General features: G+C 62.6%; 11 protein-coding genes. 5 read left to right on the top strand and 6 right to left on the bottom strand.

All coding sequences use genetic code 11. The features are described 5' to 3' along the window. Positions 1–12 precede the first annotated feature (12 nt). Entirely contained in the window at positions 13–1,059 is a 1,047-nt protein-coding gene (locus KGZ40_04725; protein ID MBS3956813.1) for an energy-coupling factor ABC transporter permease, read from the bottom strand. 148 nt (positions 1,060–1,207) lie between these two features. Here KGZ40_04725 and nikR point away from each other — a divergent pair, with 148 nt between their 5' ends. The 3 genes from nikR to KGZ40_04710 are packed head-to-tail and all read left to right on the top strand — an operon-like array spanning position 1,208 to position 3,207. Beyond that, positions 1,208–1,627, top strand: a complete 420-nt coding sequence (nikR, locus tag KGZ40_04720) for a nickel-responsive transcriptional regulator NikR (GenBank protein MBS3956812.1) — start codon at positions 1,208–1,210, stop codon at positions 1,625–1,627. 9 nt (positions 1,628–1,636) lie between these two features. Continuing rightward, positions 1,637–2,449, top strand: a complete 813-nt coding sequence (gene cbiQ, locus KGZ40_04715) for a cobalt ECF transporter T component CbiQ (GenBank protein ID MBS3956811.1) — start codon at positions 1,637–1,639, stop codon at positions 2,447–2,449. Beyond that, a complete protein-coding gene (locus tag KGZ40_04710) occupies positions 2,446–3,207 on the top strand; it encodes an ABC transporter ATP-binding protein (GenBank protein MBS3956810.1) in 762 nt (253 codons plus the stop codon). The genes cbiQ and KGZ40_04710 overlap by 4 nt, the downstream gene beginning before the upstream one ends. On the opposite strand, the gene KGZ40_04705 is transcribed toward KGZ40_04710, so the two are convergent. The 5 genes from KGZ40_04705 to KGZ40_04685 form a co-directional block, all read right to left on the bottom strand. Next, the gene (locus KGZ40_04705) at positions 3,204–3,410 is read right to left on the bottom strand and encodes a hypothetical protein (protein ID MBS3956809.1); all 207 of its coding nucleotides are present in this window, start codon (positions 3,408–3,410) and stop codon (positions 3,204–3,206) included. The two genes, KGZ40_04710 and KGZ40_04705, sit on opposite strands and share 4 nt — an antisense overlap. A 131-nt stretch (positions 3,411–3,541) precedes the next feature. Beyond that, on the bottom strand, positions 3,542–3,871 hold the full coding sequence (gene trxA / locus KGZ40_04700; GenBank protein MBS3956808.1) for a thioredoxin: 330 nt from the start codon (positions 3,869–3,871) through the stop codon (positions 3,542–3,544). 27 nt (positions 3,872–3,898) lie between these two features. Then, complete coding sequence (gene trxB, locus KGZ40_04695; GenBank protein MBS3956807.1) at positions 3,899–4,837, bottom strand: thioredoxin-disulfide reductase; 939 nt, start codon at positions 4,835–4,837, stop codon at positions 3,899–3,901. A gap of 1 nt (position 4,838) precedes the next feature. Next, on the bottom strand, positions 4,839–5,954 hold the full coding sequence (locus KGZ40_04690; protein ID MBS3956806.1) for a hypothetical protein: 1,116 nt from the start codon (positions 5,952–5,954) through the stop codon (positions 4,839–4,841). A gap of 121 nt (positions 5,955–6,075) precedes the next feature. Beyond that, entirely contained in the window at positions 6,076–8,040 is a 1,965-nt protein-coding gene (locus KGZ40_04685; protein MBS3956805.1) for a hypothetical protein, read from the bottom strand. A gap of 127 nt (positions 8,041–8,167) precedes the next feature. Between KGZ40_04685 and lon the strand changes: the two genes are divergently transcribed. Together lon and KGZ40_04675 are read left to right on the top strand one after the other, a co-directional pair. Further along, positions 8,168–10,546: an endopeptidase La gene (gene lon, locus KGZ40_04680; GenBank protein ID MBS3956804.1), complete on the top strand. Its 2,379-nt coding sequence runs from the start codon at positions 8,168–8,170 to the stop codon at positions 10,544–10,546. 316 nt (positions 10,547–10,862) lie between these two features. Continuing rightward, the coding region (locus tag KGZ40_04675; GenBank protein MBS3956803.1) for a hypothetical protein at positions 10,863–12,492 on the top strand (1,630 nt) is incomplete at its 3' end.

Raw genomic sequence — 12,492 nt, 5'->3', positions numbered from 1 at the left:
GGCAGGAGCGTGTCAGACAGTGTCCGGTGCGGGTTGTGTACGGCCCTTCGGACGCCGTCTGAGCATGACGCCTATGAGCGCCGTCACGCCGAGGGTGATAACTCCTCCAACGATTCCCGCAGTCGACGTTCCCGCATCGACTGCGGGCCACGCCCCGTCGCCGTCATCCTCGTTGGCCGTGGGGAAACCGTAATCGGGCAAGAAGGACGTTCGTGCCTGCACGCCCGCTGCCGCTTCGTGGGCATCGGCGGCGGCACCCGTGATTTCGGTGGTACCGGCGACCCGCTCAATCGCCCAGTCAAGTCCATCGGGATCGGCCGAGGCGAACCACGCGAGTGCGGTTCCGGAGACGAGCGCCGCGCCGAGCAGGACCGTCAGGACCGGGCGCGCCACGATCCCCGCAAGCGGGCGGCCCGACGTTACCCGGCTCAAGATGTCAGGCTGCGTTCGCAGCACGAACGTGATCACCCCGGCGGTGATAAGTCCCTCGACCACTCCGATGGCGAGGTGGATCGGCTGCATCATGAGCATGAACGCCGTGAAGGGCAGTTCGCTCACGCCGGAAAGCGTGGTCTGCGCAACCACGCCAAACGCCCCGAGCTGCAACCCCACGACCGCGCCGGCGACACTTCCGACGAGCACGCGGCGTGGAGTGGGCTTGTTACCTACGATTGCCCGGTAGATGAAGGGAAACGCTACAAACGCGGGAAAGAATCCGAGGTTAAAAGAGCTCGCTCCGAGGGCGAGCAGGCCTCCATCCGCGAAGAACAGTGCCTGCACTACAAGCACCGAGAGCATCACCAGGAACGCGGCGTGCGGACCGAGAAGTGCCGCAAGAATGAGACCGCCCCCGAGGTGACCGCTCGATCCCGTGCCGGGAATCGAGAAGTTGAGCATCTGTGCGGCGAAGATGAACGCGCCTGTGACGCCCATGAGTGGCACAGCCGCCTCGTCGATCTCTTCCCGAACCTTCCGCGCGCAATACACCGTGGTGACCGCGGTAGCTCCCCACATCAACCCGCCTACAGCCGGGGATATAAGCGCGTCTGCCATATGCATAGGTGTCTCCTGCTCGTTCGTCGCGGTGCCGGTGGCGGCGAAGGGCCAAGTCGTGCCACGAGTTGGGAACTCGTGTTACGCTTGCGCCAAAGATAAGCACCGAACCCGTCTGCGTCAAGCGATTCGGAACGAATTACAAGGAGGAACCGTGTCGGGAGTGGTCAGATTTGGTGTATCGGCGGATGCGCGCCTGCTCGACAGTTTCGATGCTCTCATTGCCAAGAAGGGTTACGTCAACCGGTCTGAGGCGGTTCGCGACCTCATTCGCGGGGCGCTCGTTGAGGAGCAGTGGACGGCGGGCGAGGAAGAGGCGGTGGGAACCGTCACGCTCGTCTACGACCACCACTCAACCGATCTCGCCGACAGACTGACGGAACGCCAACACAATCACCATGATGAGATCGTGTCGACCCTTCACATTCATCTCGACGCTCACCACTGTCTCGAGGTGGTGGTGCTCAGAGGACAGGCGCGCCGGATCGGTCAGCTCGCGTCTGAACTGATTGGGACGAAGGGGGTCAAACACGGCAAGTTCGCCGCCACGACCACCGGCCATGGTCTGGTGTAGGTGCCCGCGATGTCTACTCTCGAAAATGGACTCTACGACCTCGGGCGCCTCGACAGGCTCTCCTACGGAAAGTCGGCCGTTCACCGTATTGACCCCCGCGCAAAGGTCTTGACCACCTTGGTGTTCCTCGTGTGCGTTGTGTCGTTCGACCGTTACGCGTTGATCGCGATGGCGCCATTCGCCCTTTATCCGGTGGTTCTGATGGCCGAGGCTGACCTTCCGGCCGGATTTCTCTTGCGCAAACTCGCTGCTGTCGCGCCGTTCGCGCTCTTCGTGGGCGCGTTCAATCCAGTCTTCGACCGCGAGGTCCTGCTATACATCGGAGACCTCGGGGTGACGGGCGGCTGGGTGTCCTACGCATCCATCGTCGTTCGCTTCCTCCTCACGACACTCGCGGCTCTCGTGCTCATCGCCACCACCAGTTTCGCGGGCGTGTGCATGGCTCTTGGGAAGATGCGCGTTCCCGACGTGCTCGTGACGCAGCTGCTCTTTCTCTACCGGTACCTCTTTGTCCTCGGCGAAGAGACGATGCGCATGTCGCGCGCCAGGGCGCTTCGCTCCTTCGACGGCGCTGGCATGGGGTTAGGCGTCTACGTGCAGATTCTCGGCCACCTTCTACTCAGGACGTATGCTCGCGCTCAGAGGGTCTACCAGGCGATGCGTGCTCGCGGCTTCGATGGCGAAATCCGTACGATGCACGTCTTGCGATTCCGCCGCGGGGACGCATTCTTTTTCGCGGGATGGTCGACGCTATTTGTCACGATGCGAATCGTTGACGTGCCGCTACTCGTGGGCACGCTGGTGACGCGGGTGATTGGATGAGCCACCACAGCATCGAGATCACGGACGTTCACTATCGCTACCCCGACGGTACGGCGGCGCTCTGCGGGGTAACGATGCGCGTCACCCACGGGGAGTCGATCGCGCTCGTGGGCGCGAACGGTGCAGGCAAGTCCACGCTGCTCATGCATCTCATGGGGTTCTTGTTTCCCGCTACAGGCAGTGTCCGCGTCGGTGAGGCACCGGTCACGCGGTCGACCGTCCAAGAGATTCGCCGCAATATCGGGATGGTCTTCCAAGATCCAGACGACCAGCTATTCATGCCGAGCGTGCGTGAAGATGTTGGATTTGGGCCGATGAACCTCGGCATGCCGCCGGAGGAGGTCGCGACGCGAGTGGCCGACGCGCTCGCACGTGTGGGCGCGTCGCACCTGGCTGATCGGCCGCCGTACCGCCTCTCAGGAGGAGAGAAGCGCGCCGTGGCCATTGCGACGGTACTTGCGATGTGTCCGAGCGCTCTCGTGATGGACGAACCGTCGTCGAACCTCGATCCGCGAGCGCGGCGTCGCCTCATCGATCTGCTCGCGACGTTCGAGCACACAAAAATCATTGCGACCCACGATCTCGACCTGGCGCTCGAGCTGTGCGAGAGAACGGTGGTGATGAGTGACGGCGCGGTGAGGGCTGACGGTCCGACGCGAGAGGTGTTCGCTGACGCGGCGTTACTCGCATCGAGCGGCCTGGAGAAGCCGCTGACGATGCAGGCGTGTCCGGCGTGCGGGCGTGAAGCGAGCGGCTAGACGCGTCTTACCGTTGAGCCGCCGGTTTCCGACTCAAGATCCTCAATCGCGCTTTCAAGCTTGGACCGCGCTTCACCGAGAAGCACAGTTGATTGCGCTACCAGAGCGCTTTCGGCAGCGAGGTCGGCGTGATCCGCCAGGTGGTGAATTTGCTCGAGCCACTTTTGCGCGAGCGCGACCGTCTCATCTGCCTGCGCGATCATGAGCTTCAACTGTCCGATATGTATTCCGGTCTGGCAAATGGTGACCTACCGCCCTTCGATGAGCCGGTGACGAAGAAGGTGGGACGGGCGCGACGTACGAACATGGCTCGAGGCCGGCGCAGCGTCGCACGCTATCCGAGCAAGGGGGCGAGCTCCTCCGCGAGCTTCTTCTTAGGCATCGCTCCAACGAGCTTCTTGACGACAGCGCCGTCCTTGAAGATGAGGAGGGTGGGGATCGACAGAATCTCAAATGTGCTCGCGGTTGTGGGGTTCTCGTCGACGTTGAGCTTGCCCACAACGAGCTTTCCAGCGTACTCCTCGGCGAGCTCTTTAAGCACGGGTTCCATCATGCGGCACGGGCCGCACCACGGTGCCCAGAAATCGAGTACGGCCGGCGTGGCCGCGTTTACGATGTCTTGCTCGAAGCTTGCGTCGGTCACCTGGATTAGCGTGTCTCCCATATCCCTGACTCCTTTCGGCGATGCACTCTAGATGGAGCATACCTTATCATCGACGTACCGCAGCGCCTCGAACGCAGCCGACGCGCCCTTCGCGGCCGCGGTGATCACCTGTTTGAGCTCGGAGTCAGTCACGTCGCCTGCCGCGAACAGTCCCGGCCACCCGGTGCGGCCGTCGTGATCGATCTTGACGTACCCGCTTTCGTTGAGCTCGACGAGGTCACTCACGATCGAGTTGACCGGATCGACTCCGACGAAGACAAACACGCCGTCGAGTTCAAGTCGCTCGGCAACGCCGCCTTCGGCGGGCGAAAGACGTACGGCCGTGACTCGCGAGCCGTCGCCTTCGATGGCATCGACCACACGGCTCCACTTCATCTCAATCTTCTTGTTATCAAAGCAGCGCTCCTGGATACACTTGGTCGCGCGCAGTTCTCCTCGCCTATGGATGAGGTAGACGCGGGAAGCGAACTTGGTGAGGAACAGCGCCTCTTCCACCGCCGCGTTTCCGCCGCCCACCACCGCGACGGTCTTGTCCCGGTAGAGCGCGCCGTCACACGTCGCGCACCACGACACTCCGCGCCCGGTGTATTCGGCCTCTCCGGGAACCCCGAGCTTCTTTGGCACGGCTCCGGTCGCGATGACGACGGCCTTCGCTAGATATTCCTCTCCGTCCTCGGTCGACACGACGAAATCGAGGCCTTCGCCCCGGAGCGACGAGACAGGGGTGAACGGCTTGACCTCGGCACCAAACTCCTCGGCCTGGGCCAGCATAAGGTCACCGAGCTCTTGTCCGGAGAGCCCCTTGGGAAAACCCGGATAGTTCTCCACCCAATCGGTCGTGATGATCTGTCCACCCGGGATCCCTCGCTCGAATACAACGGTGCGCGCCCGTGCGCGGGCGGCGTAGAGGGCAGCGGTCAGACCGGCGGGACCAGCACCGATGATGGCGATGTCGACGGAGTGCATGCTAAAACGTCCCCCCCTCGGGAAGCGGTTCGCCCGCGGCCTCGGCGTCGACTCGTACCTGCTCGAGCGCGGCGGCCGCGTCACGGTTGATCGTCTGCGCCCGCTCGTCTCCGTTGCCAGTTAGGGTGATCACCTTGCTGAACTGACTCGCGGCGAGCGGGAAGTCCTGACGGCCCCGCCAGTAGTACAGGCCGAGATAGTAGTTCGCGAGCACGTGGTTCGGCTCATGCTCCAGGATGCGCACGCTCTCCTGGATCGCCCGGTCGGTGCTTCCAGCGCGGAACAGTGCGACGGAGTAGTTTACTCGCACCTCGGAGTTCTCTGGGCGAATCTCCAAATAGCGCTCGTAGTGGCGTATCGCGAGAGTCGCGTAGCCGATGTCCCCGGTGTTCACGAGGAGGTCGAAGTAGAGGTTTGCGAGTGAGAGCCGCGTGTCGAGATCCGTTTCGTTCTGGTCAAGCGCGATCAAGTAGTCGAGGATGCGTTGTTGACTGACTGGAAGCTGGTCGCGGAACTCGGCGGGGAGGGTGCCAGCTAACGGTGCCCGCGTGCCGGGGCCCCACACCGACACAAACACGATGGCTGCGAAAATCGCGACCGAGGTAGCGAGGATGCCAAGAGGTATCCGGTACCGCTGGAACGGGCGGATGATGAATCGCTTCGCGAAACCGCCGTCTGGTCCATCTGAGTGACGTTCGACCTCGACGCCGTACGTTTGCGCTTTGAGGAGCATGTTGAGGTCGTTGGTCACGAGCCTGATGCCGTCCGGAGAGCCCGCTTGGCTCAGTTGGACCGTGACGGCCAGGATTCGGTCATCGGAGTTGCGAACGGTCAGTCCGTCAGGAATCTCAGCGTCCGTGTCGAGCGGAACCACTCGCAGCGTGCCACCGTCGGGAAGGTCGACACCCTCGATGAGGTTGCCCTGCTCGGAGAGCTCGAAAAGAATTCGGCTCACCTCACGGCCGCGGAAGCGCAGGTCAGGATCGACTCGTGAGGTTTTGAGCTTATCGAGTTCGCTCAAGACCGTTTCAGGGATCACGACCTCGGCATCCGGGAATGCGAGCAGTGCGTTTGGATCGGCTAGTAGCACGTTGGTGTCGAGTACGACGGTCTTCATGGGCGCATCCTCGGGTCGATCATATGCCGGGCTTCGTCACAGTATGCCCAATGGTATAGGGAACGCTAGCGTTTCGTCCCGTCCGGGACACGGTGATCGTGTGGAGAATCCACGCTCTCAACTACGGTACGTCCCCGAGTTCGCGTGTTTTGCGCCGGATGAAGTAGAGGAGTCCGATGAGTACGAGCGCAACCCCGCCGATAACGGCGAGTCTGTCGAGGTACGATGCTCGCACGGTCGCTGTCGTCTGCGTGAGCATAACCTCCGATGCCCAGATCTCCACGGTGAACCTGCCGCTCAGTGACGACTGCAAGTCAACGGGAACGGTATGGTAGCTCTCTTGCGGACGCAATGTGATCCTCTCGGACGCGCCGCTTCCGAAGTGCATCCCCTCGCCGAAGAGCTTGAGGGTGACGGTCAGGGTCTTGTCCGATCCGTTCGTGATGCTAAGCGGGATACGCCCCCGCGGACCGGAGAGGGTCACGTCCCGTGTTGTCACGCTTACCTGTTCGAGGAGACTTCGCGCTTGGCGAACAGCGGTGGCCGAGAAGGCGCGGCCACGGTCAGCAAGACTCCACCGGCCATCGGGTCCCGCCCAACTCCTGCTTTGCGCGATGAGTGACGCTCTTGCGACCGCCTGGGCGTCGGGGTCGTTCGTGCCGACCGCGCTTTCGAGCGCGTGGGCGTATCGCCGGGCTTGAGCGACCTCATCCCAGTACCCCGGTGGAGCGTCGTCGGCCGGATGCTGCGCAATCGGGGCCGCTGTGCCGCTCGGTGGCGCAAGCGCGGCTTCAGCCGCTGTCACCGGTTGCGCCCACGGAACGCTAGCCATCGCGCGAACGAGATCGAGCGCCGCCACGATCCCGGCGGGAGATCCGGTTCCCGCGTCGTGTACGGCGACCACCGGGACGCTCGGCTCAGATGACACCGAGCGCGAGAAGATGTGCTCGATGGCGGCAGTGGCGTCGCGTGAGGCGATCAGCTCGCGCGCGACAGTGTCGACCGCGAGCGCTTTGAGTGCCGATCCCCGAAGACTCCACACTCCCGGGGTCGCGCTAGCGTCGTGCGCGCGCAGGCTATCCGGGTCGAGCAGCACGTACTCGATGCCTCGGCCAGCCAAGACATCCAGCACCGTTTCGCTTGCGTACAGCGATGAGGTCGCGGATCCGGCAGAAGGGCTCGTCTCGGTAGTGGCAAGAACCGTCGATTGGGCGCGAGAGTAGTGCGTGCCGAGGTCGTGCAAGGAGCGCATTTCGATCAGTCCCGCGAGATCCGGGTCGGCGTAGGGGACGTTGAGAAGTTCGAGTCGACCGGTTGCGAGCGCCGCTTTGAGATCGTCGAGTGACTGACGGTACTGGAGGGGCGCAGCCTCGTCAGCGCCCACGTCGGTTATGCCTGCCGGTCCGGCGATCTGAAAGCCGTCTGCGATCTGGGACCACTCGTCGAGCACCACTGGTGGCATGAGAAGCGAAACGGACAGCCGGGGATCGGAAAGCACCGCGGCCGCAAGCGTTTCGACCGCTTGTCGCGCGCCGTCTGTTTCGTGGGGGCTTGACACGAACCGGCCCTCGGGATCGAACAGGGGGACGGGATTCACGCGGACGACGAGGGCAAATGGTGTTACCTCGGGCTCACGCGCATGCACGAGCAGGGCGCCTTCGATCGTCTGCTCCCGAGGCTCGCCGGTCTCGGTTCGCACGCGTATCTCGTACGGATACGCCGCCGGCCGGAGTGAAAGGTCGTCGAGGGTTCGCTCGAACACGACGTCGACCGTTCCGGCTTCGACGTTGTTTCGCACCTCTGTGCGTTGGAAGAGGAGCCGCCCGTCTGGCCGCCGTAGTTGAAAGCGGACCTCGAAGTATGGTGTGGGCACCTTCACGAACGATGAGACGGCAACCGAGAATGCCCCGTCGGAGGGTACTGATATCGCGTTCGCCGACACATGCACGTCGATGGTCGCGCTCTCAGGCGCGGCGTGTACCACACTACTTCCAGGCAGGCCAATGAGGGCCGCGGTGAGACACGCCACGGCCGCAAGTGCAAGCCGCTTGGTTGGCGGTCTGCCGATTACGTGGGTCAGAGCCAAAGGGTGCTCCTCACACCTAGTCTCCACACGTACGCCCTGTCCGCCACAGTGACCGGCGCGTGTATCGCCAGGGTGAATAGGGCAGAATGATTATCGCACGGCGACAAGAGAAGGGAACCACGCCGAGATGCCCCAGAGTAGCCAGACCAACAGCATTCCCGAGGTACTTCCGCTCATACCCTTGCGGGACCTCGTACTCTTCCCGAATCTCGTCGTCCCGCTCTTCGTGGGCAGAGAGCGATCGATGCTGGCGCTCGAGGAGGCACTGCGCGGTGACCATCTCGTGGCCCTCGTCACGCAGAAGGAGGCCGAGACGCCTGATCCGGGAGTTGGTGACATCTACGAGATAGGGTGCGTCTCGACCATCCTGCAAGAGCTGAAGCTGCCCGACGGCACCGCCAAAGCGCTCGTCGAGGGCCAGCAGCGGATACGTATCCTGGAGTACCTTCAGACGGAGCCGCACTTCCTCGTGCGTGTCGAGGTGATCGAGGAGGAGACGGAGGCTGATTTCGAGACGCACGCGCTCATGCGTGCGATCGTGAATGATTTTGAGCGCGCGACTGACCTCGGCAAGCCGATTCCGCAAGAAGTGCTCATGGCCGCCTCGGCCATTGAGGAGCCCGGAAGGCTCGCGGACTTCATCGTTTTCCACTTGAACCTGAAAGTTGGCGAGAAACAGCAGATCCTCGAGGCGGCAGACCCTCGGAAGCGACTCGAGACGGCTTCGGTGTTTCTGAAAAAGGAGCTCGAGATCCTCGAGCTTGGCTCGAAGATCCAGGATCGAGTAAAGGAGTCGATGACCAAGACGCAGCGGGAGTACTTCTTGCGCGAGCAGCTAAAAGCGATTCAACAGGAACTCGGTCATCTTGACGAGATTCAGGCCGAGGTTGACGAGTACCGGGAAAGGATCGCCGCATCGGGCATGCCGGATGCGGTCGAGGAGAAGGCTCTAAAGGAGCTTGGACGTCTTGAGAAGATGCCGCCGGCGGCCGCCGAGACGAGCGTCATCCGCACGTACCTCGACTGGCTGATTGGGCTGCCGTGGCGTGTCGAGTCCACAGAGAAGCTCGATTTGATTGACGCGCAAAAGATCCTCGACGAGGACCATTACGGTCTCGAGAAGGTTAAGGAACGCGTCCTCGAATACCTTGCCGTGCACAAGCTCACTGACAAGATGCGCGGACCGATTCTATGCTTCGTCGGTCCGCCAGGTGTGGGCAAGACCTCGATCGGCAAATCGATTGCGCGCTCGCTTGGGCGCGAGTTCATCCGGATATCGCTTGGCGGGGTGCGTGACGAGGCCGAGATACGTGGGCATCGCCGCACCTATGTGGGCGCGCTTCCCGGCCGCATTATCCAGTCGATCAACCAGGCGGGCACCAGCAACCCTGTCTTCATGATGGACGAGATCGACAAGGTCGGGATGGATTTCCGTGGCGACCCAACCTCCGCACTGCTCGAGGTGCTCGATCCTGAGCAAAACTACGCGTTCCAAGACCACTACCTCGAGGCGCCGTTCGACCTCTCCAATGTCATGTTCATCACCACCGCCAATCTCCTAGACCCGATTCCGCCCGCCCTGCGCGACCGCATGGAGGTCATTCACTTCCCCGGCTACACAGAAGACGAGAAGCTCCACATCGCCGAGGCGTACCTGGTGCCCAAACAGATCAGGGAGCACGGTCTGACACCTGGCAAGCTTGAGTTCACCGAAGACGCGCTTCGAGAGATCGTCCGCCGTTACACCCGCGAAGCGGGAGTTCGCAACCTGGAGCGAACGGCCGCGATGGTGTGCCGCCAAGTCGCCCGCAAGGTTGTTGAGGGCAAAAGGGGCAAGACACGCGTCACCGGGCGGACCGCCCACAAGTATCTAGGTCCCCCGAAGTTCTCGTACGGCCTCGCCGAGGAGAAAGATGAGATCGGAGCCGCGACGGGCCTGGTGTGGACGGAGGCCGGCGGCGATGTCATCACGATCGAGGCGACCAAGATGCCCGGCAAAGGATCGCTCTTGATGACTGGGCACCTCGGCGACGTGATGCGCGAGTCGGCGCAAGCCGCGGTTTCCTACATCCGGACGCGGGCCGAGGCGCTCGGCATCGATCAGGATTTCGCCGAGAAGTGCGACATGCACATCCACGTGCCGGCGGCGGCGATTCCCAAAGACGGGCCGTCGGCGGGGATCACCATGGCGGTTTCTCTCGCGTCCGTTCTGATGGGGTGCCCGGTGCGGCGGGACATCGCCATGACCGGTGAGATCACGCTGAGGGGCCGGGTCCTGCCCATCGGCGGCCTCAAAGAGAAACTTCTCGCGGCACACCGGGCAGGACTGGCAACCGTGCTGATACCTAAAGAGAACGAGCGCGACCTCGAACTGGTTCCACAACATATTCGTGATGAGTTGGCGATCATCCCGGTGAATACCATGGATGAGGTGCTCAAACGCGCCCTTGTAGAGTTCTGCCGACCACCGGTGCAACGTAAACGCCGTGACCCGGACACGCGCTGACGCGACTGCCTGAACACCGCGCCAACCCGAGTTCATACGAATGAACGATGGCGCTCACCAGTGTCTTCCTCGGACTGCGGGTATACGCTGAAGAAGGTAGCCCGAGCACGACACCCGTTGAAAACCCCATCGTGATGGTTCGGGCTGTGCCCGAATCATCAGGGAGGCTAAGATCCGTCGCCGACATCATGTCGGTCACCGAGCAGGGCGGCGGGGAGCCAGTGGTGAGACCGGCCCATTAGATCTGTCGTTTTCAGTCCTTTTCGAAAGCGGTCAGGCAGGGGTCCGGTGTCACTGAGAAGAGGGGTTGGAAACCATGTCGCGTATGGTGCGTAGCAACTCTTTGCTACACAGGGTGTTCAAGACATATCTGATTCTCGTGATTTCCATAATGTTCACGGGTGCCGGTGCGTCGCCGCCCGTGTCGTATGCCGGGGAGGCGGCGCCGCCACCCGAGACATCCGCTGACGTCGGCGAATCAGTAGTGGCGACGGCGTCTGTCGCCGGTGATGACGCACCGGTCGCCGGTGATGACGCACCGGTCGACATCGCGGGCGAGACAGAGGGTCTGACGGACAGTGACGACGTGGGCGCCGAAGCCGATTCCGCGAACTCTGATGGCGATAGCGTATTAGAAGCCACGGATGGATCCCGAATCGCCTCGACCTCGACATCGACCGGGGGCGGTGCGACCGGCGGCACCGTGCGGATCGCGAGTAACAGCCAGACGAGCGGTCGAGGCGTGACCGCGATATTCCTTGAGGGCAATCCCACATGTAGCAGTATCTCTCCATCCGAGGGCTACACCGAGTTCAAGATCGACAGAGCGCCTACGAACGGCGTGTATGCGGTGCCCGGTGGCGGCACAGTGACCATTTCGAACGCGTCGAGCACGTCGTTTGATTGGTCCGCGAGCGGAATTATCGTCTATAAGGTGGTCGCCAAGGGTGGCCCCGACGCCAACCTGTACGACTACGTGCCTCTCGGAGGGGCGACGTGGGACACCGGCCTGCAGGCTCCGATCAACACGCAGAACAACAGGCCGTATGGGCTCAGCCACGTGAGCTTCTGCTTCAAACCCGCCCCTGAGACGGTGGTCAAGACATTCGAGCTCACATACTCGGGCGCTCCCGCGGGCGCAACCTTCTTCGCCCGTTACTGGCTGAGTGGCTCCAGCAGCCCGAGGCCCGATGTGCCTCTCGTGGCTGGGGCTGCGACGAAGTACGCAGGATCGGTGACCCTTCCCAAAGGCTCGACCATCACGCGCGTGGACTGGTACGCCACCTACGGTGGGATCGAAATCCTGCTCGGTAGTGAGACGATGTCCGAGACCCTGAATGCAGACAAGACGAACACGTTCACCTACAGCGCCCTCATCAATGGGATGAAGTTCCAAGACCTGAATGCTGACGGCGTCAAGGACGTTGGCGAGTCCGGTCTTGGGGGCTGGCGTATCGAGTTGTCCCGCGGCGGCGCGCTCTACGCATCGACGATCACGGACTCTACTGGGAAGTACGCGTTCTTGAACCCCTTGCCAGGCTCGTACACCCTGGCCGAGGTCTTACAGCCCGGATGGTTCCAGACGGTCGCGCCTGTTGGCAGCTTCACGGTTGTGAACGGGACCAAGCTGTGGGACAAGGACTTTGGTAACGCGCTTCAGAACCCTGAACTTGCGCTCGTGAAGTCCGCGGCGCCTGCCACCTATGACGCGGCCGGCGACGTCATCGCCTACACCTACACGCTCACCAACTCAGGCAACGTGACCTTGATGGGCCCATTCACCGTCACAGACGACAAGGCCGCGACGAGCCGCGCAGACGTCCCGGGCGACCCCGACGTCCTCGCCCCCGGCGCGCAGATCACCTTCACGGCCGCCTACACCATCACGCAAGCAGACGTTGACGCAGGCTCTGTGACAAACGTCGCGCAAGGCTTCGGCGTTTTCG

It is taken from the genome of Clostridiales bacterium (assembly GCA_018333995.1).
GTDB lineage: Bacteria > Actinomycetota > Coriobacteriia > Anaerosomatales > SLCP01 > JAGXSG01.
The sequence above is the reverse complement of the archived record's forward strand: the minus strand, read 5'-3'. Positions and strand labels throughout refer to the sequence as shown.